Origin of the sequence: Pseudomonas syringae group sp. 26L6 (assembly GCF_032587815.1) — a bacterium.
GTDB lineage: Bacteria > Pseudomonadota > Gammaproteobacteria > Pseudomonadales > Pseudomonadaceae > Aquipseudomonas > Aquipseudomonas amygdali.
Map to the genome: position 1 here is coordinate 104,441 of NZ_JAWHPJ010000011.1, position 19,601 is coordinate 124,041.

Consider the following 19,601-nt stretch of genomic DNA (forward strand, 5'->3'; position numbering starts at 1 on the left):
CTAAAGGGCGGAGGGGGCTTGCGAAGCCGGTGGCTGAGCACCGGGCGACAGGTCGAGCTGCATGAAGGTCAGGTCCAGCCAGCGGCCGAATTTGGTGCCGACCTGCGGCATTTGTCCGGTGGTCTTGAAACCCAGGCGATCATGCAGGGCGATGGACGCAGCGTTACCACTTTCGATCGCCGCGACCATCATGTGCTTGTCACAGTCGCGGGCGCGCTCGATCAAGGCGGTCATCAGACGCGGGCCCAAGCGTTTGCCACGCTGGTCAGCGCGCACGTAAACCGAATGCTCGACCGTATGGCGAAAGCCTTCGAACGGCCGCCAGTCGCCAAACGACGAATAGCCGAGCACTTCGCCTGCGGTGTCGGTGGCCACCAGAATCGGATAACCCTGACTCTGGCGAGCGGCGTACCAGGCCTGGCGGTTGGCCAGATCAACCGGCTGCTCGTTCCAGATAGCCGTGGTATTGAGCACTGCGTCGTTGTAGATCTCCAGAATGCCCGGCAGATCGTCCGGCAGGGCATCGCGAATCACGTCTTGCATGATCACTCCTTCAAGCAATCGGCTGATGCACGGTGACCAGTTTGGTGCCGTCCGGGAAGGTGGCTTCCACCTGAATCTCCGGGATCATCTCCGCAATGCCTTCCATGACCTGATCGCGGGTCAGCAGGGTCGTGCCGTAGTGCATGAGGTCAGCGACGGTCTGCCCGTCACGCGCACCTTCAAGCAGTGCGGCAGAGATGTAGGCCATGGCTTCCGGATAATTGAGCTTCACGCCGCGCGCCAGACGCCGTTCGGCAACCAGTCCGGCAGTGAATATCAGCAGCTTGTCTTTTTCGCGTGGTGTCAGGTCCATGGGGCTTCCGTTTGTTTAAATTCGGTGGTTGAGCGTTCCCAGGCTTGAGCCCTCATCGTTATGTATAAGTCTGTTTTGGGTTCTGGCCGAAGGCCGTGGGAGCGAACTTGTTCGCGAAGGGGCCGGTGTAGTCGCCGAAAATGCAGCGCCTAAAACATTGTCTTCGCGAACACGTTCGCTCCCACGTCCTGCGGGCAGAAGCGCTAAAAGCCCCGATTTTCGGGCTTTTCAGAACTTATGTATCACGCTGAGTGTATCAGCGCCGAGGGTGTAGCCTGGAATGCAGAGCGTCCAGTCATCAATCAGGTGTTCCAGATTCTCGGCGTTACCGCCTCGCGTCCCAGCAGGGCAGGGCGCAGGTATTTCCAGATTTGTATCAGCCAGGCGCGCGCGTGCAATGCTTCGTCTGCCAGGCAGCGAGCCACTACAAGGCCCGGAAATTGGGTCAGATCACCGCGTACCGGGTTGGGCATCGACAGCGAGCGACAGGCCTCAAGCAGATCGCTGCTCACTTCACCGGTCAGCAGCAGGGTGGCGAATACCGTTTTGCCGTCCAGGCCGATGGGTGAGTCCAGCAGCCCGTCGCCACCGATAATGCGTTGCCGTTCGTGCCAGAGCAATGTGCCGTCGCGGCGGATATCCAGATGCGACTGAAAATGTCCCTGCTCGAAACGCTCGCCGCTGGCCGGACGGCCCAGTGCTACTACATCCCAGTAGCATAGCTTCGCGTCACCGTGCAGTTCTATGCGGGTGGTAAGTTCTGCCTGGGCATTGCTGAAGACGATGGTTTCCTGCGGCAGCCATTCCAGCGTCGCGCCGGGCTGGACATGCAGCTCCAGTTGCTGAAAGGCCGGGCTGGCGGCGCGATACCATTTCGCCGCGCCGGGGCTGGTCAGTTGTGCCCAGGCATCGGCACCGACCGTGGCTGAAATGTCCAGCCGGTCTCCCCCGGCGATACCGCCCGGTGGGTGAACGATGATGTGCTGGCACACCTGCGGTCCTTCGGCATACAGATGCTTTTGCACCCGCAGAGGCCCTTTGTGGCGACGTTGGGTCGGGCGTGTGCAGTCATCGAAACGGCCATAACCCAATTCCAGCTCGGCATGCCAGTTGGGGGTAAAAAGGGCGGTGTTGGCAGGCAGATTCATGGTGTCTTCATTGGCTTGTCGAGTGCAGCACGATAACGGATTAGCGCATTAATTAAATAGTCACCAGACCGCGAACCCCTTCGGTCTCCATGTTCTCGCCACGGCCCTGCTGGACGATTTCTCCCCGCGACATCACCAGGTATTGATCGGCCAGTTCCGCCGCGAAGTCGTAGAACTGCTCGACCAGCAGAATCGCCATGTCGCCGCGCTCGGCCAGTTTTTTGATCACTGCGCCGATTTCCTTGATCACCGAGGGCTGAATACCTTCGGTGGGTTCGTCGAGAATCAGTAAGCGTGGACGACTCGCCAATGCCCGGCCTATCGCCAATTGCTGCTGCTGACCACCGGACAGATCGCCGCCACGCCGATGTTTCATCTGCAGCAGCACCGGGAACAGCTCGTAGATAAATGCCGGCACTTCCTTGGCTTCGGAGCCCGGAAAGCGTGACAGGCCCATCAACAGGTTTTCCTCGACCGTCAGCCGGCCGAATATTTCCCGGCCTTGCGGCACGTAAGCAATCCCGGCATGCACCCGCTGATGCGTCTTGAACTGGGTGATGGCCTTGCCTTCCCATTGCACCGAGCCTTCCTTCGACGGCAACAAGCCCATCAGCACACGCAACAGCGTGGTCTTGCCTACGCCATTGCGGCCCAGCAGGCAGGTGACTTCACCGACCTTCACATCAAACGACAGACCACGAAGAATGTGGCTGCCACCGTAATACTGATGAAGCTTTTCGACCTGGAGCATGATGAATGTTCTCGTCGGTTGCAGCGTAATCGTAATGTTGGGACGCGGGGCGTCTGGACAGGTATTTCCGTGCCGCGCGCCGATCAGTTCGTTGCGTCAGCGCCCTAAATACACTTCGATTACGCGTTCGTCGGCCTGCACGTCGTTCAGCGAGCCTTCGGCCAATACGCTGCCTTGGTGCAGCACGGTGACGTGGTCGGCAATCGAGCCGACGAAGCCCATGTCATGCTCGACCACCATCAGTGAGTGTTTGCCGGCCAGGCCCTTGAACAGCTCGGCGGTGAATTCGGTTTCGGCGTCGGTCATGCCCGCCACCGGCTCGTCGAGCAGCAGCAATTGCGGATCCTGAACCAGCAGCATGCCGATCTCCAGAAACTGCTTCTGGCCGTGAGACAGCAAGCCCGCCGGGCGGTGCATGGAGGTGGTCAGGCGAATGGTTTCCAGGACTTCGCGTATCCGGTCCTGCTGTTCGCCGCTCAACCGCGCACGCAAACTGGCCCATACCGATTTGTCGGTCTTTTGAGCCAGTTCAAGGTTCTCGAACACGCTCAAGGCTTCGAACACCGTCGGCTTCTGGAACTTTCGGCCAATTCCGGCCTGAGCAATCTGCACTTCGCTCATCTGCGTCAGGTCCAGCGTTTCGCCGAACCAGGCCTTGCCGTGGCTGGGGCGGGTCTTGCCGGTGATGACGTCCATCAGCGTGGTCTTGCCAGCGCCGTTGGGGCCGATGATGCAGCGCAGCTCGCCCACGCCGATGTACAGATTCAGATCGTTCAGTGCCTTGAAACCGTCGAAGCTGACGCTGATGTCTTCCAGCGTCAGGATCGTGCCGTGTCGTGTGTTCAGCCCTTTGCCAGCGCTTTTGCCGAGGCCTACCGCATCGCGGCTGGTGCCTGCATCAGAGTTGGGTGCCAGAACCGGTTCAAGCATGAACGACGGGGTAGGAGTGGTTTTCATTGCTCGCTCCTTTTCTTCAGCAAGCCGATCACGCCTTTGGGCAGGTACAGCGTGACGATGATGAACAGCGCGCCGAGAAAGAACAGCCAGTATTCCGGGAAAGCCACGGTGAACCAGCTTTTCATGCCGTTCACCAGACCCGCGCCCAGCAATGGGCCGATCAACGTGCCACGGCCGCCCAATGCTACCCACACTGCTGCTTCGATAGAGTTGGTCGGCGACATTTCGCTGGGGTTGATGATGCCGACCTGCGGCACATACAGGGCCCCGGCCAGGCCGCACAGTACGGCGCTCAAGACCCAGACAAACAGCTTGAAGCCGCGCGGATCGTAACCGCAGAACATCAGGCGGTTTTCCGCATCACGCAACGCCGTCAGAACCCGGCCGAACTTGCTCTGCGCCAGGCGCCAGCCGATGTACAGGCTGGCAACCAGCAACACGACCGTCGCCAGAAACAGCGTTGCTCTGGTTCCTTGGGAACTGATGCTGAAACCCAGAATGCTGCGAAAGTTGGTAAACCCGTTGTTGCCGCCAAAGCCGGTCTCGTTGCGAAAGAACAGCAGCATGCCGGCAAACGTCAGGGCCTGGGTCATGATCGAGAAATACACGCCTTTGATCCGCGAGCGGAAGGCGAAGAAACCAAACACCAGTGCCAGCAACCCCGGCGCCAGGACCACCAGGCACAGCGCCCAGAGGAAATTGTCGGTGCCTGCCCAGTACCACGGCAGTTCGGTCCACGACAGGAACGTCATGAACGCAGGCAAACCATCACCTGCGGCCTGGCGCATCAGGTACATGCCCATGGCATAGCCGCCCAGTGCGAAGAACAGGCCGTGGCCCAGCGACAATAGCCCGGCGTAGCCCCAGACCAGATCCAGCGCCAGGGCGACAATGGCGTAGCAGAGGATTTTGCCCACCAGGGTCAAGGTGTAGGCTGAGACTTGAAAGCTGTTATCGGCAGGCAACAACGACAGCAACGGCAGTGCCAGCAGCACAGCCAGTATCACAATGCCTGCGGTCAGCGTGCCTTTGGGCCCGACTTTTTGCGCGGCAGTTACCATCAATGGCTGGCTCATCAGTCGATCACCCGTCCTTTCAATGCGAAGAGGCCTTGCGGACGTTTCTGGATAAACAGAATGATCAGCGCCAGGATCAGGATCTTGCCCAATACAGCGCCGATTTGCGGTTCGAGAATCTTGTTGGCGATGCCCAGCCCGAAGGCCGCCATCACGCTACCGGCCAGTTGTCCGACACCGCCGAGCACCACCACCAGGAATGAGTCGATGATGTAGCTTTGGCCAAGGTCGGGGCCGACGTTGCCGATCTGGCTCAGGGCGACGCCGCCCAGACCTGCAATGCCCGAGCCCAGACCGAATGCCATCATGTCGATGCGCCCGGTCGGCACACCGCAGCAGGCAGCCATGTTGCGGTTCTGGGTCACAGCACGCACGTTCAGGCCCAGTCGGGTCTTGTTCAGCAGCAGCCAGGTCAGCACGACCACGAACAGGGCGAAGGCGATGATCACGATGCGGTTGTAAGGCAATACCAGGTTAGGCAACACCTGAATGCCGCCTGACAGCCATTGCGGGTTGGCGACTTCAACGTTCTGCGCGCCGAAGGCCAGACGTACGGCCTGAATCAGCATCAGGCTGATGCCCCAGGTGGCGAGCAGGGTTTCCAGTGGACGGCCATACAAGTGACGGATGACCGTACGTTCCAGGGCCATGCCGATCACGGCGGTGACAAAGAACGCCACCGGCAGTGCGATCAGCGGATAGTATTCGATGGCGCCCGGCGCATAGCGCTGCAGCATCAGTTGCACGACATAGGTTGAATAGGCGCCCAGCATCAGCATCTCGCCATGGGCCATGTTGATCACCCCAAGCAGGCCGAAGGTGATCGCCAGGCCCAGCGCCGCCAGCAGCAGGATCGACCCCAGCGACATGCCGCTGAACGCCTGACCGAGGATTTCACCGATCATCAGCTTGCGCTTGACCTGCGCCAGGCTGGTTTCAGCCGCCACGCGTACCGAAGCGTCGGTTTCCACGCCGGGTGCCAGCAATGACTCAAGACGGGTACGCGCCAGCGGGTCACCGGTTTCACCCAGCAGTCGCACGGCAGCCAGACGTACTGTCGGGCTGGAGTCGACCATTTGCAGGTTGGCCAGCGCCAGGGCCAGCGCGCTTTTGACGCTGGAATCGGTTTCGCTGGCGACACGTTCGGTCAGCAGCTCCAGTTGTGCAGGGCGAGCGCTTTTTTGCAATTGCAGGGCTGCTGCCATGCGCAGTTGCGTATCGGCTGCCAGCAACTGGTGGCTGGCCAGCGCTGTTTCAACCAGACCACGCAGCCGGTTGTTCAGGCGCAGTTTGCGCGGTTCGTCAGGGTTTGGGGCGTCGGCTGCTGCAGGGGCTTGTGCATCGACCGGCACGTATTGATCGTTGTTTTCGATCCAGGCGCGCTTGCTGATGTCGGCGGCAACACGGCCATCGCGCAGAGCTTCAAGCAGTTCAACGCGTTCCGCTGTCGGCTTGGCTGCCCAGGCCTCCAGCAGCTCGGCCTGTTGTGCAGAACTGGCTGCGACAAAATCACTGGCATCGCTGGCCTGAGCTGCAAGGGGAAGCAGCAGGCTGATAGCGAGGATAAAACGGTAGAAGTAGGAAGGCATATCAATATGGCCTTGATTGAGTGTGGCGCCGTCTGCTCTTGATTCTGGCCGAAGGCCGTGGGAGTGAACTTGTTCACGAAAGGGCCGTTACATTCACTGAAGATGTATCGTTTGAACAGCCGCCTTCGCGGACAAGTCCGCTCCTACAAAAAATGCTTTCCACCCTGAGGCCGAGCGAACGTGTGCGTACGACTAGCGCTGGAGCGTAGGGGCGAGAGTTATTGTGCTCTCAGCCCCGTCACATCAGTTGCTCTTCACGGGATGATCAGGCTTTTTGTCGTTGCCAGGAATGTAGGGGCTCCATGGCTGGGCGCGGATCGGCTCTTTGGTCTGCCAGACGACGTTGAACTGACCGTTGTCCTCCACTTCGCCAATCATTACCGGCTTGTGCAAGTGGTGGTTGGTTTTGTCCATGGTCAGGGTGAATCCCGACGGTGCTGCGAAGGTTTGTCCGGCCATTGCCTCGCGTACCTTGTCCACGTCAGTGGTTTTGGCTTTCTCGACTGCCTGTGCCCACATGTGAATACCGACGTAAGTAGCTTCCATCGGGTCGTTGGTTACCGCTTTGTCAGCGCCTGGCAGGTTTTTCTTTTTGGCGTAGGCAGTCCAGTCAGCGACGAACTTCTTGTTGACCGGGTTTTCCACCGACTGGAAATAGTTCCAGGCGGCGAGGTGGCCTACCAGTGGTTTGGTGTCGATGCCGCGCAGTTCTTCTTCGCCTACCGAAAACGCTACAACCGGTACGTCGGTGGCTTTCAGGCCCTGGTTGGCCAGTTCCTTGTAGAACGGTACGTTGGAATCGCCGTTCACGGTGGAGATAACCGCTGTCTTGCCACCCGCAGAGAATTTCTTGATGTTGGCCACGATGGTTTGATAGTCGGAGTGACCGAACGGGGTGTAGACCTCTTCGATGTCTTTATCCGCTACACCTTTGGAGTGCAGGAATGCGCGCAGAATCTTGTTGGTGGTACGTGGGTAGACATAGTCGGTGCCGAGCAGGAAGAAGCGCTTGGCCGAACCGCCTTCTTCACTCATTACGTACTCGACCGCAGGGATCGCCTGTTGGTTAGGCGCGGCACCGGTGTAGAACACGTTGGGCGACATCTCTTCGCCTTCGTACTGCACGGGGTAGAACAGCAAGCCGTTGAGTTCCTCAAAGACCGGCAGCACCGATTTGCGCGATACCGATGTCCAGCAACCGAAGACCACCGCCACCTTGTCCTGGGTCAGCAATTGGCGGCCTTTTTCGGCGAACAGTGGCCAGTTGGAAGCCGGGTCGACAACCACTGCTTCGAGCATCTTGCCGTTGACGCCGCCTTTGGCGTTGATTTCGTCAATGGTCATCAAGGCCATGTCTTTGAGCGAGGTCTCGGAGATCGCCATGGTCCCTGACAACGAATGCAGAATACCGACCTTGATGGTTTCGGCAGCCTGAACGGTCCAGGTCAACCCCATGGCGGCGATCGATGCGGACAGGGTAAAGGCTTTGATCAGGCTGCGACGCTTCATTGACTAGCTCCCTTGGTTCATTTTTTTGATAGGTCTGCGGCGGTGCATTACGTTGCTCTTTCAACCGTTAGCAAGGTCTGGGCCAACCTAAGCGCGTCGTAAAATGGAACGAATGTGTCGCGCAGTAAAGGGTGTGCGCACCAACCTGGAACGGGGGCAGGAAGAGGGTGTGCGCTATGCGCTGCAATGGTGCGGACCAGGAAATACCAGCATTGTCTCTACTGGCTGGGTGTTCAAACGGCCAAGCGCCTCATACCCAGAACTCCTGTGCTCCGGTGTAAAGATCGTAGGTCTGGTCAACGAGTCGCTCGGGAGCATCGAACCAGGCGAACAGCTGGCCGTTGACCCGTGTTGTCGCACCCAGTTGCACGCGACTCGAACTTCAAACGCTCAGCGCTGTTTGCTTCCTGCAAGGATGCAGGCCAGGCAGTTGTCAGGCTGGTCAGTTGTGCTCGGGCATTACGGATGCCTGTTTCAGCACTTTATCCAGTTGCTTGTCGATAAAGCGCGTGAGGTAAGTACGGCTTTCGATATCCGGCTGACTGAAGTGGTCCTTGTAGTCAGGGCTGACGGCGCACCGCTATCGGCCAGCGCAGGTCGGTGAAGGCAGCATTGGCGATCTGGTCGGTAGGAAGTTTCGGGGGCATGAAGGTTCAAAGCAGGGCGGGACCTGAAACCGGGTATGAGGAGGAATTCATCACAACGCCACTCAATGGTTTCAGGCCCCGCAGCGAGCAATCTAAGCTGTTGCCGCTGTTTTGGCAAAGCGTGAAAGCACTATTCGATCAAGCACCCAGACAATCAGCATCGAAATACCCACCAGAGGGAATATGACGCCCAGGGCAATCATGACCACCGTCGCGGTTTTCCAGCGTGGCAGGTCGTGGCGCAATGGCGGTACACCCAGCCCGCTTCGAGGTCGGCGCTTCCACCAGATCACCAACCCACTGACCGAGCTGAGCAGTACCATCAGGCAGATCAGCAGGATCAGCAACTGATTGATCCAGCCGAAAAATTTACCTTCATGCAGCATCACGCCCAGCTCGGTGGCCTTGGACACTGCGCTGTAATCAACGTAGCGCACGTCGGCCAGCACCTTGCCCGTGTACTGATCGATATGCAGCGTCGCGTCATCGCGCGGGTCGTCGGCGAACACCGACACAGTGAATACGCCATCAGCTGTTTTAGGCTGGGTGATGCTGTAGCCCGGTACGATCTCTCTGGCGCGTGCAATGTCGACAACTCGCTGCAACGACACGGTTGGCGCTGCCAGTGCGCTGGACATATGCATGTGGTCCATGTGCTCGGCGTGCTCGCCGGTAGAAACCGGCATCGGCGTATTTTCCATGGCCCATGGCACGGTCTGCACGCTGGCATTGTTCAGTTCGCCAGCCTGCTTGTCGGACTTGGGCACGTCAGTCCACATGGCTGCCGGAAAGGTGTTCCATACCGCAGCGTATTGTTTGCCCCACAGCCCGGTCCAGGTCATGCCGCTCAACAGCATGAACAACAGCAAAAACGCGCCCCAGAAACCGGTCACCGCGTGCAGATCACGCCACAGCACGCGCCCCTTGGCGGTCAGGCGTGGCCAGAACACGCCGGCGGCCGAGCGGCCTCGGGGCCACCATAGATAAAGGCCGGAGACCACCAGCACAATCCCCCAGCCAGCCGCCAGCTCGACAAGCCGGTCACCCAGCGTACCGATCATCAGCTCGCCATGCAGTGCGCGGGCAATCGCCTGCAGGTTCTCTTTGGCGTCCTGGGTGCCAAGAATCTCGCCGCGATAGGGATCAATGAAGACATTCACCTCGCGGCCTTGCTCGCTGATCACAAACTGTGCGCTGCCCTCGGTGCTTGACGGCGGGAAATACTTGCCGATGCCGGCCTGTGGGTAGGCACTCATCACCCGCTGTTGCAGCTCGTCGGCAGTGAGGCGGTGCTCGGCCGGTGCCACGCTGAGCAGGTCGTGGTACATCAGGTTGTCCAGTTGCGGCTTGAACAGGTAAATGATGCCGGTCAGCGATAACAGGATCATGAACGGCGCGACGAACAACCCTGCGTAGAAATGCCATCGCCAGGCAAGGTTGTAAAAAGAGACATCAGGTTTGGACACGTTAAACGCTCCCCAATAGGGATAACACAGCACGAATGGCGCGCAGCCTTGAGCTGCGCGCCGTCGTGGAATCTTTTTTTCGGGTTATGCCGTGGTGAGCGCTGGCGGTGCCCGGCTTCGGGCATTGGGGAATATAGCCTTGTGTGCATGCCCCGGCAGCGGCTGCGAGGCAAAGAAATCACCCGGCCTTGGCGGCGGGGCTGCGACCAGTTCCAGCACATGGGGCAGTGCCGGGCAACTGAACAGCAGTGTGCAATAGCCGCATTTTGCCCACAGCGCGTGATCGCTCATGCCCGCGTCGGCAGGCATGGCATGCTCGCCGCCGTGATGGGCGTGGCTGTCTGCCGACATATCCATACTGGCTGGCATGGACATCGACATGCCGGCGTGATGATCCATCGGCATCGACTGGGAAACCAGTGGACCGATAAAGATCATCAACATGGCGAACAGACTCAGCCATGCGCCCCGTTTGTTACGGGTGGCTGATCTGTCGCGAACGCGGCGCAATGTGCTCACTTTGTAAAACGACTCAGTGCTGGTGTTCCGGAGCCTGCTTTTGTACCACGACCTGCACCTCGACATCTCCCGCCTTTTCAAAATGCAGGGTCATCGGGAAGCGTTGGCCGGTGACCAGCTTCGAACGGTCTTTGAGGTCCAGCAGCATCACGTGCCAGGCCATCGGCGCGAAACTCACCTTCGCACCGGCCGGGATGTCGACCGCCTGAACGTGCTGCATCTTCATCAGTCCGTCGGCATGTATATGCTCATGCAACTGCGCTTGCCCGGCGATGGGGCTGTCGACGCTGATCAGACGATCTGCGCTGTCGCCCTTGTTCTCGACAGTGAAATACGCCGCGACCGTCGGTGCATTGGGCGGCAGCTCCATTGACCAGGGATGGCCAATCAGCAACGGCCCAGCCTTGTACTCATGGGCCTGGGCGAAGCAGGCTGGCAGCAGTAATGCGGCCAGCAGGAGTGCGTTTTTGAGCATGCGGGGATTCTCCGGTGACGTTCAGGTATTTAAGGTGAGAGAGGCGGGCAAGCGTGCTATTTCGAGTTTTTTAGCGCGTACTTGCGTGTAGTTTGATCCCCATCGCCCTCACGACTTTCATGATGGTCGTGAACTCTGGATTACCGTTTGCACCCAGCGCTTTGTAGAGGCTCTCACGACCAAGACCTGTATCACGTGCGATTTGTGTCATGCCATAAGCCCTTGCTATGTCGTTCAGCGCGGCCCTTACGAGCAGCCCGTCTCCTGAATCCTCTTCAAGACACGCATCCAGATAATTGGCCATATCTTCAGGTGTCTTCAAATAGTCGACGGTATCGAACGGTGTCGTCTCGTTGTTCATGGTTACTCCCTCTCACAGAGCTCTCTCGCCAGCTGTCTGGCAAATTTTATGTCGCGCTTTTGAGACGATTTGTCACCAGCGATCAAGAGCAGGTAAACCACACCCGTGCGTCGGGCAAAATACACCCGATAACCTGGTCCATGGTGTATTCGTAGCTCTCTGACGCCTTGACCTAAAGCATCGCAGTCCCCGAAGTTACCGAGCTCTGCTGCTCTTATTCGAGCCAGAATTCGAGCTCTGCCAATGGAGTCCTTCAACGACCTTAACCACTCCGCAAAAGCGGGCGTCTGTTCAAAGCGATTCATATTTTCGAGTATCCCTTGGGATACACCTCGATAAGTTACCAGCTGTTGGTCGCGCAGGCTAGTTATCAAGTTTGTCCTAAACAAGAGACTCTGGGATGTTCGGAATTTTCCCTCAGAAAATGAAGAAAGGCCCTCTAAGGAACCAGATTTCAGGCATTGTCAATCTGATCGTCAACAAGCCCCAAGGCCTCCAGCACCTCATCCACACTCCCCAAAATCCGATCCACCTCAGGCAACTCCGGGCGTTTCAGGATCAGGACGGGCAGGCCGCGCTCGCGGGCGACTTCAAGCTTGGGTTCGGTGGAGCTGCTGCCACTGTTTTTGCCGATCAGCACATCAATATCGCGTTGTTCAAACAGCTGACGTTCGTCTTCCAGTGCAAACGGGCCGCGCGCGCCGATCACTTCGCAGTGGTCATTGCCGGGGTAGCTGTCCAATGCCCGAAGCGTCCAGAATTGATGCTCCGGAATCTCGTGCAGATGCTGCAAAGGCTCGCGCCCTAGCGTGAACAGTGGCCGCTTGAAGGGCGCCAGTGCCGTGACCAGTTCTGACCAGTCGGCCACTTCACGCCAGTCATCACCCGCACCAGCCTGCCAGGCAGTGCGGCGCAAGGCCCAGCAGGGAATTCCAGTCAGCCGGGCCGCACATGCAGCGTTGTGGCTGATTTGCGCGGCATACGGATGGGTTGCGTCCAGCAGCAAATCGACGCCCTGGTCACGAATGTACTGCGCCATGCCCTCTGCGCCGCCATAGCCGCCAACTTTCAACTGACAGGCCAGATCTGCCGGCACTCGACCCACACCTGCCAGGCTATAGATATGCTCAGGCCCGAGCCTGCGTGCAATCGCCAGCGCTTCGGTAATGCCGCCCAACAGCAGAATTCGTTTCATGTGTGTTCCTTCGATAACGCAACGCCCGCCTGACCGACGATACCGCCCTGACGGTCTATGGCGAACACTTCGACCTGAACCTGTGCAGGCACCACGCTACGGGCAAAAGCCAGCGCATGACGACACACCTCATCACCCAGCGGCACACCCGCGGCAGCGCTCATCGCAAGCGCCTGCTGGCTGGTATTGGCATCGCGAATACGCTGTTGCAGGTCTGCGTCCGCGCCTGTATCCGCAGCCCACAGCGCCAGTTGCGGCAGGTCGATGCTCGAATGGCGGCTGTGCAGATCCATGTGGCCTGCTGCCAGTTTGCTGATCTTGCCGAAGCCACCGCACAAGCTCAACTTATCCACAGGCACCTTGCGCAGGTGCTTGAGCACTGCGCCGACGAAATCGCCCATTTCGATCAGGGCGATATCCGGGATGTTGTACACGCGGCGCATGGTGTCTTCGCTGGCGTTGCCGGTGCAGGCGGCAATATGCCGATAGCCGTTGGTGGTGGCGACGTCGATGCCCTGATGGATCGACGCGATGTACGCCGCGCAGGAGAAGGGCCGGACAATCCCGCTGGTGCCGAGAATCGACAGTCCGCCGAGAATACCGAGGCGCGGATTCATGGTTTTGAGCGCCAGCGCTTCGCCGCCCTCGACGCCAATCGTAACCTCGAAACCACCGCTGTAGCCGAGTTCTTCCGCCAGCTGCAGCAAGTGTTCGGTCATCATGCGTCGAGGCACCGGGTTGATGGCGGGCTCGCCCACCGCCAACACCAGGCCGGGGCGGGTCACGCTGCCTACACCTGCGCCTGCCACGAAGCGCACGCCGGGTGCCATTTCCAGCCTGACGCGCGCAAACACCAGCGCGCCGTGAGTAACGTCGGGATCGTCCCCGGCATCCTTGAGTGTTCCGGCTTCGGCGAAGTTATCCACAAGGCGGCAGAATTCCAGGCGCATCTGCACCTGTTTGCCCTTGGGCAACACAATCTCTACCGCATCGCTGATTTGCCCGCTGAGTAACAGCCGCGCTGCCGCGAGGCTGGTTGCTGTGGCGCAGCTGCCGGTGGTCAGGCCACTGCGCAGCGGAGCAGGCTGTTCGGCGGTTTCTTCGCGCATCAGGGTTTGACTACATCCAGCAGAGTGATCGGCAAGGCCTGACGCCACGTATCGAACTCGCCAAGAGGCTGAGCATGGGCGACGTGAATACGCGTCAGTTCGCCGCCATGCCGCTCGCGCCAGGCCATAAGTGCAGCCTCGCTTTGCAGGGTGACTGCATTGGCGACCAGCCGCCCGCCGGAGCGCAACTGCTCCCAGCAGGTTTCCAGCACGCCGATACGGGTCACGCCACCGCCAATGAAAATCGCATCTGGACGTTCCAGGCCGCCCAGCGCCTGTGGCGCGCTGCCGCGGACCAATTGCAGGCCCGGCACGCCCAACGCATCGCGATTGAATTCGATCAGTTGCTGACGGCCTTCGTCCGCTTCTATGGCCATCGCCCGGCAGGTTGGGTGCGCGCGCATCCATTCGATGCCGATGGAACCGCAGCCCGCGCCGACGTCCCAAAGCAGTTCACCCGGCACCGGAGCAAGGCGGGCAAGGGTGATGGCCCGCACGTCGCGTTTGGTCAACTGGCCGTCATGCTCGAAAGCGCTGTCTGGCAAACCGGCCACTGTACTCAGGCGAATGGCGCTGGCGTCGGCGCGACAATCGACGGCAACCAGGTTCAGTGCAGCGATCTCGGGATTGCCCCATTCACTGGCCAGCCCCTCGACGCGCCGTTCGGCTTCACCTCCCAGATGCTCCAGGACCGTCATGCGGCTAGGGCCAAAGCCTCGTTCGCGCAGCAAACCGGCAATCACTGCGGGGCTGCTGCCATCATTGCTCAGCACCAGCAGACGTACGCCATGATGGAAATGAGCGTTCAATGCGGCTACCGGACGCGCAACCACTGACAAGGTAACGACTTCCTGCAACGGCCAGCCCAGACGAGCGGCGGCCAGAGAGTAAGAAGAAGGGGCGGGCAGAATACGCATTTCGTCGATGGCGACTACGCGTGCCAGGCTGGCGCCGACGCCGAACAGCATCGGATCGCCACTGGCCAGTACGCAGATTTCGGCACCGCGCTGTTCCAGCACCGGGTTCAGCGAAAATGGACTCGGCCATGCACGCCGCTCGGCGCGAATGCACGGCGGCAGCAATGCCAGCTGGCGCGGACCGCCGAACACCTGATCAGCGTGCAGCAGAGCGTGCCGGGCGTTCTTGCCCAGGCCCTTGTAACCGTCTTCTCCGATTCCCACGACTGTCAGCCACGGCGACATGTACCTACCTCAATCCGAACTTCCGACAGAGCGCCTTTTCATGCCTGCGGACAAAGCAGGCATAATACCGCGCCCGACGGGGTACAAGTGCTCTAATCCACGTCCAGTTCATACCGGGTGATCCATTGAACGAGCCGCAGTCCGCTCGCACATCCTCTGCAACGCTACGCCCCTCGGCCTGTCCGGGGTTGCTGCGTATCGTCCCGGCACTGGACGGCGGGATCTGCCGGATCAAGCTGGCGGGCGGGGTCATCAGCAGTGTGCAGGCAATGGCGGTTGCAGAGGCTGCGCAGACTTATGCACAGGGCGTTATCGAAGCCACCAATCGCGCCAATCTGCAAATTCGCGGCATCGGCGCTGATCACGATGGGTTGATCAAGGCGTTGATGGCGGCAGGACTCGGCCCGGCCAACCCTGCCAGTGACGATGTGCGCAACCTGATGCTCAGCCCGACCGCGGGGCTGGATTCGCGCATGCTGTTCGATGCCCGACCGTTGGCGGCGCAGGTTCTCGATGCGCTGGAAAATCATCCGCGCTTCCATGAGCTGTCACCCAAATTTGCGTTGTCGCTGGATGCTGGTGAAGCGCTGGTGATGCTCGAACACGGGCATGATGTGTGGCTGTCGGCGCTGAACCTCGACGGCGAAGTGCTGCTGGCGTTCGGGCTGGCCGGTTGCCCGGCCAATGATCGACCGCTGGCCGCTGTGCCGCTGGCGGCTGGAGAAGCACTGGTTGTCGGGTTGCTGGAATTGTTCCTCGATCTGGCCCGCCCGGAGCATACCCGGATGCGGCATCTGCTGGCCGAGGTGTCGACCGACGATGTGTTGCGCGAGCTTTCTACCCGGCTGGACTGCGCGTTGCGGGTGGATCAAGCCGTCACCGGCTGGCAGCGCCCGGCCATTCAGGGCAATCGGCATATCGGTATTTATCCACAGGCCGAGCCTGCGCGGGTTGCGGTGGGGGCGGTGGTTCCGCTGGGGCGTCTTGATGCCGCCACACTCGCCATCGTCGCGCAACTGGCAGAAGAGCAGGGCGACGGCACTTTGCGCCTGACGCCCTGGCAGAGCCTGCTGTTGCCCAATGTGCCGGTCGAGCGCGCTGCAACAGTGATGACGGCGTTGCAGGCCGCGGGTCTGATCTGTTCGGCCGAACAGCCACTGGCGCAGATGGTGGCGTGTACCGGTTCTGCCGGCTGTGCAAAAGGGCTGGCCGATACCAAGGCTGATGCGCTGCAACTGGCTACCGGCCTGGTTGCCAGTCAGGCCGTTCATTTAAGCGGTTGCACGCGTTCCTGCGCTGCTGCTCACGTAGCGCCGGTAACCTTGCTGGCCGTTTCGCCCGGCCGTTACGACCTTTATTTTCGCGACGCAGCGCATGCCGGTTTCGGTGTGCTGCGCGCGCGTGACCTTACTATTGAAGCAGTCGGTGCGCAGTTGAACGCCGACTCACGGAGCAACATTGCATGATTGATTACATCCGCGATGGTCAGGAGATATATCGCAACTCCTTCTCGATCATTCGCGCCGAAGCGCGCCTGGACACGATCCCCGCCGACCTGGAAAAACTCGCCGTGCGCGTGATCCATGCCTGCGGGATGGTCGAAGTCATTGAGGACCTGCGCTTCTCGCCGGGTGCCGGTACAGCCGGGCGCAATGCCCTGGCCGCCGGTGCACCGATCCTCTGCGACGCACGCATGGTCTCAGAAGGCATCACCCGTACCCGGCTGCCCGCCAACAACCAGATCATCTGCACATTGCACGATGAAGGCGTGCGGGAAATGGCGCTCGAACTGGGCAATACTCGCTCTGCTGTGGCGCTGGAGCTGTGGCGTCCGTACCTGGAAGGCAGCGTAGTGGTCATCGGCAATGCGCCGACTGCGCTGTTCTATCTGCTCGAAATGCTCGATGCAGGCGCGCCGAAACCAGCGCTGATTCTCGGCTTTCCGGTTGGCTTTGTCGGCGCTGCCGAGTCCAAGGCCATGCTTGCCGCAGACAGCCGTGGCGTGCCATTTGTGATCATGCAGGGTCGTCGTGGCGGCAGCGCCATGGCCGTGGCCGCTGTCAATGCACTGGCCACGGAGATCGAATGATGCAGGCACGCGGTCGATTGATTGGCCTGGGCGTCGGCCCCGGCGACCCGGAGCTGATTACCGTCAAGGCGCTGCGCCTGCTGCGGGAGTCGCCTGTGGTGGCGTACTTCGTGGCCAAGGGTAAAAAGGGCAACGCATTCGGCATTATCGAAGCGCACTTGCAGGACGTTCAAACGTTGATGCCACTGGTCTATCCGGTCACCACCGAGGCCTTGCCAGCGCCGCTGTCCTACGAAAAAGTCATCAGCGACTTCTACGACGAGTCCAGCCTGCACATTGCGGCGCATCTGGATGCCGGGCGTGACGTAGCGGTGATCTGCGAAGGCGACCCGTTCTTCTACGGTTCCTACATGTACCTGCACGACCGCCTGGCCGAGCGCTACGAGGCGCAAGTGATTCCGGGTGTGTGTTCGATGCTCGGTGGCGCTTCGGTACTGGGCGCGCCGCTGGTGTATCGCAACCAGAGCCTGTCGGTGCTGTCCGGCGTGCTGTCCCACGAGGACCTGAAACGCAAGCTGGCTGATGCCGATGCAGCAGTGATCATGAAACTGGGACGTAACTTCCACAAGGTCCGTGAAGTGCTGACCGAACTGGGCATGGCCGGGCGTGCGCTGTATGTCGAGCGCGCAACCATGGCCAACCAGAAAATCGTCCCGCTGGATCAGGTAGACCCGATGTCTTCGCCGTATTTTTCGCTGATTATCGTTCCGGGTGACAGGTGGCAAGGCTGATGACTCTCAACATTCCAGCCATCGTTATTCTCGGCAATGGCAGCCTGGCTACCGCGCGGCGCATTCAGCAGCTGTTTCCCGATGCGCAGATTCATGGCCTGGCCGAGCGTGTGCAGAACGCTGACATTGCCTACAGCGAATTCGGTAGCACGCTGCGTCAGTTGTATCAGCAAAACACCCCTATTATCGCCCTGTGTGCCGCTGGCATAGTGATTCGCACCCTGGCCCCGCTGCTGTTGGAGAAGGGCGTCGAGCCGCCGGTACTCGCCGTAGCTGAGGACGGTAGTGCAGTGGTGCCACTGCTTGGTGGCCTGGGCGGGGTCAATGTCATGGCGCGCAGCATTGCCAACGGGCTTGGCGTTGCACCGGCAATCACCACCAGCGGCGAATTGCGCTTCGGCACCTGCCTGCTCAACCCGCCCAGCGGCTATGCACTGGGCGACCTGGAGCTGGGCAAGCGTTTTGTTTCCGACTTGCTCTCCGGCGAGCCGGTGCGCATTGAAGGCGAGGCACCCTGGCTGGAGCAAGCACAACTGCCCGAAGATCCGCAGGCTGAGCTGACGATTCATGTCGGCTGCGCCCTACGTGAGCCCGCTCCCCATGAATTACTGATCTACCCGCGCAGTGTACTGGTCGCCGTCAGCGAAATAACCGCTGAACTGGCTATGCGGGTCCGCTCGGCGTTGCACGACGCAAGCATTGCCGAGCAATCGCTGGCTTGTCTGCTGACCAGCGAAGAGCAGATGGCCAACGCGCAGTTGCATCAGGCAGCCAGCGAGCTGGGCGTCCCGGTGCGCTTCGACAAGGCTGGGGCGGCCAGCGAAATGGCCTCCCGCTGCGTGCCGCAACGGTTGCCGCCACTCAGCGTCGACGACATGGCGATTGCCGTCGCGACTCAACCGCTGGATGTGCAGAACATCGGCCGTGGGCGTGGCCGGCTTGCAGTCATCGGCCTGGGCCCCGGCGCAGCGGACCTTATGGTGCCTGCGGTCAAGGCTGAACTGGCACGCGCCAATGATGTGCTGGGTTACGAAACCTACGTGCGCATGGCCGGGCCGTTTCGTGCCGATCAGGTACTGCATTGCACCGACAATCGCGAAGAAATGCTGCGTGCCCGGCATGCCTTCGAACTGGCCGCGCAAGGTCGTTCGGTGGTTGTGGTGTCGTCCGGTGATCCGGGCGTGTTCGCCATGGCCTCGGCAGTGCTTGAAGCGCTGCACGAGTCCGGCAACCCGCACTGGCACTCTGTCGAGCTGGAGATTCTCCCGGGTGTCTCGGCTTCTCTGGCAACCGCCGCTCAGGCTGGTGCGCCGTTGGGGCATGATTTCTGTGTGTTGTCGCTGTCCGATAACCTCAAGCCTTGGGAGATCATCGAAAAGCGTCTGGACCTTGCCTGTCAGGCAGACCTTGCGCTGGCCTTCTACAACCCGATTTCCCGTTCACGACCCTGGCAACTGGGGCGTGCGCTGGAGATAGTTCGCCAGCACCGCACTCCTGAAACGCCCGTCACGCTTGGGCGCGACATCGGTCGTCCTGGCCAGACACTGCGCGTCATTACGCTGGGTGAACTGACGCCGGAGCAGGTGGACATGCGAACCATGGTGCTGATCGGCTCTTCCCTGACCTGCACCTTTCCTCGCAACGAAGGCGGCAATTGGGTCTACACGCCCCGCTGGTATGGCGCGAAACCTACAGCCTGAGCCCATAGGCTTGTCGTACCTGTATCGAATTTACTGTGGGAAAGTGCTGAAACCTCTGCGTATCAACAGGCATTCAGGCCGAGTTTTCGGCCTGGCTGCTTGCGCGAACGGATGTTCTTCAAGTTGCCAGGCTTGTGGCTTTTTTCTCTGTCCTGCCACGGATTTTTCTTTCGCCCGCTGTTTACCGAGGGCTGAGCACTGCTTGAGTTTTGCGCGCGCCA

The 19,601-nt window shown here is 60.2% G+C and carries 21 protein-coding genes; 5 read left to right on the forward strand and 16 right to left on the reverse strand.

Going from position 1 to position 19,601, the window contains the following annotated elements; translation table 11 throughout:
• From RYA97_RS05415 to urtA, 8 genes are all read right to left on the reverse strand, one after another.
• Positions 1-543 (reverse strand): N-acetyltransferase family protein, encoded by a 543-nt coding sequence (locus RYA97_RS05415; protein WP_316891993.1) that lies wholly within the window; start codon positions 541-543, stop codon positions 1-3.
• Positions 544-553: 10 nt separating this feature from the next.
• Positions 554-856 (reverse strand): urease subunit gamma, encoded by a 303-nt coding sequence (ureA, locus tag RYA97_RS05420; RefSeq protein WP_002555400.1) that lies wholly within the window; start codon positions 854-856, stop codon positions 554-556.
• 302 nt (positions 857-1,158) lie between these two features.
• A complete protein-coding gene (locus RYA97_RS05425; protein ID WP_316891994.1) occupies positions 1,159-2,004 on the reverse strand; it encodes an urease accessory protein UreD in 846 nt (281 codons plus the stop codon).
• 52 nt (positions 2,005-2,056) lie between these two features.
• A complete protein-coding gene (urtE, locus tag RYA97_RS05430) occupies positions 2,057-2,755 on the reverse strand; it encodes an urea ABC transporter ATP-binding subunit UrtE (RefSeq protein ID WP_002555398.1) in 699 nt (232 codons plus the stop codon).
• Positions 2,756-2,851: 96 nt separating this feature from the next.
• Entirely contained in the window at positions 2,852-3,712 is an 861-nt protein-coding gene (urtD, locus tag RYA97_RS05435) for an urea ABC transporter ATP-binding protein UrtD (RefSeq protein ID WP_004655780.1), read from the reverse strand.
• The gene (gene urtC, locus RYA97_RS05440; RefSeq protein ID WP_316891995.1) at positions 3,709-4,788 is read right to left on the reverse strand and encodes an urea ABC transporter permease subunit UrtC; all 1,080 of its coding nucleotides are present in this window, start codon (positions 4,786-4,788) and stop codon (positions 3,709-3,711) included. Before urtC ends, urtD begins: the two co-directional genes overlap by 4 nt.
• On the reverse strand, positions 4,788-6,377 hold the full coding sequence (gene urtB, locus RYA97_RS05445; RefSeq protein ID WP_316891996.1) for an urea ABC transporter permease subunit UrtB: 1,590 nt from the start codon (positions 6,375-6,377) through the stop codon (positions 4,788-4,790). Before urtB ends, urtC begins: the two co-directional genes overlap by 1 nt.
• A 243-nt stretch (positions 6,378-6,620) precedes the next feature.
• Complete coding sequence (gene urtA, locus RYA97_RS05450; RefSeq protein ID WP_002555394.1) at positions 6,621-7,886, reverse strand: urea ABC transporter substrate-binding protein; 1,266 nt, start codon at positions 7,884-7,886, stop codon at positions 6,621-6,623.
• Between the two features lie 112 nt (positions 7,887-7,998).
• Between urtA and RYA97_RS05455 the strand changes: the two genes are divergently transcribed.
• Complete coding sequence (locus RYA97_RS05455; protein ID WP_316891997.1) at positions 7,999-8,490, forward strand: hypothetical protein; 492 nt, start codon at positions 7,999-8,001, stop codon at positions 8,488-8,490.
• Between the two features lie 135 nt (positions 8,491-8,625).
• Here the strand turns inward: RYA97_RS05455 and RYA97_RS05460 are convergent, their stop codons facing one another.
• From RYA97_RS05460 to RYA97_RS05495, 8 genes are all read right to left on the reverse strand, one after another.
• Positions 8,626-9,999, reverse strand: a complete 1,374-nt coding sequence (locus RYA97_RS05460; protein ID WP_316891998.1) for a PepSY domain-containing protein — start codon at positions 9,997-9,999, stop codon at positions 8,626-8,628.
• Between the two features lie 84 nt (positions 10,000-10,083).
• Positions 10,084-10,518 carry a DUF2946 domain-containing protein gene (locus tag RYA97_RS05465; protein ID WP_016982355.1) on the reverse strand — a complete coding sequence of 145 codons (435 nt, stop codon included), beginning with the start codon at positions 10,516-10,518 and terminating at the stop codon, positions 10,084-10,086.
• 13 nt (positions 10,519-10,531) lie between these two features.
• Positions 10,532-10,993: a copper chaperone PCu(A)C gene (locus RYA97_RS05470; protein ID WP_002555389.1), complete on the reverse strand. Its 462-nt coding sequence runs from the start codon at positions 10,991-10,993 to the stop codon at positions 10,532-10,534.
• Between the two features lie 70 nt (positions 10,994-11,063).
• Positions 11,064-11,354: an addiction module antidote protein gene (locus RYA97_RS05475; protein WP_005746689.1), complete on the reverse strand. Its 291-nt coding sequence runs from the start codon at positions 11,352-11,354 to the stop codon at positions 11,064-11,066.
• Positions 11,355-11,356: 2 nt separating this feature from the next.
• A complete protein-coding gene (locus tag RYA97_RS05480; protein WP_005746690.1) occupies positions 11,357-11,659 on the reverse strand; it encodes a type II toxin-antitoxin system RelE/ParE family toxin in 303 nt (100 codons plus the stop codon).
• Between the two features lie 149 nt (positions 11,660-11,808).
• Positions 11,809-12,549, reverse strand: a complete 741-nt coding sequence (locus RYA97_RS05485) for a cobalt-precorrin-6A reductase (protein ID WP_316891999.1) — start codon at positions 12,547-12,549, stop codon at positions 11,809-11,811.
• Entirely contained in the window at positions 12,546-13,658 is a 1,113-nt protein-coding gene (locus RYA97_RS05490) for a cobalt-precorrin-5B (C(1))-methyltransferase (RefSeq protein ID WP_058402638.1), read from the reverse strand. Before RYA97_RS05490 ends, RYA97_RS05485 begins: the two co-directional genes overlap by 4 nt.
• A complete protein-coding gene (locus RYA97_RS05495; RefSeq protein ID WP_057401888.1) occupies positions 13,658-14,860 on the reverse strand; it encodes a bifunctional cobalt-precorrin-7 (C(5))-methyltransferase/cobalt-precorrin-6B (C(15))-methyltransferase in 1,203 nt (400 codons plus the stop codon). The genes RYA97_RS05490 and RYA97_RS05495 overlap by 1 nt, the downstream gene beginning before the upstream one ends.
• Positions 14,861-14,985: 125 nt before the next feature.
• On the opposite strand from RYA97_RS05495, the gene cobG reads away from it, so the two are divergent.
• The 4 genes from cobG to cobJ are packed head-to-tail and all read left to right on the forward strand — an operon-like array spanning position 14,986 to position 19,380.
• The gene (cobG, locus tag RYA97_RS05500) at positions 14,986-16,326 is read left to right on the forward strand and encodes a precorrin-3B synthase (RefSeq protein WP_316892000.1); all 1,341 of its coding nucleotides are present in this window, start codon (positions 14,986-14,988) and stop codon (positions 16,324-16,326) included.
• Positions 16,323-16,949: a precorrin-8X methylmutase gene (locus tag RYA97_RS05505; RefSeq protein WP_002555383.1), complete on the forward strand. Its 627-nt coding sequence runs from the start codon at positions 16,323-16,325 to the stop codon at positions 16,947-16,949. Before cobG ends, RYA97_RS05505 begins: the two co-directional genes overlap by 4 nt.
• Positions 16,946-17,680, forward strand: coding sequence for a precorrin-2 C(20)-methyltransferase (locus RYA97_RS05510; protein ID WP_016982359.1), 735 nt, complete (start codon positions 16,946-16,948; stop codon positions 17,678-17,680). Before RYA97_RS05505 ends, RYA97_RS05510 begins: the two co-directional genes overlap by 4 nt.
• Positions 17,680-19,380, forward strand: coding sequence for a precorrin-3B C(17)-methyltransferase (cobJ, locus tag RYA97_RS05515; RefSeq protein WP_316892001.1), 1,701 nt, complete (start codon positions 17,680-17,682; stop codon positions 19,378-19,380). The genes RYA97_RS05510 and cobJ overlap by 1 nt, the downstream gene beginning before the upstream one ends.
• Positions 19,381-19,601 lie beyond the last annotated feature (221 nt).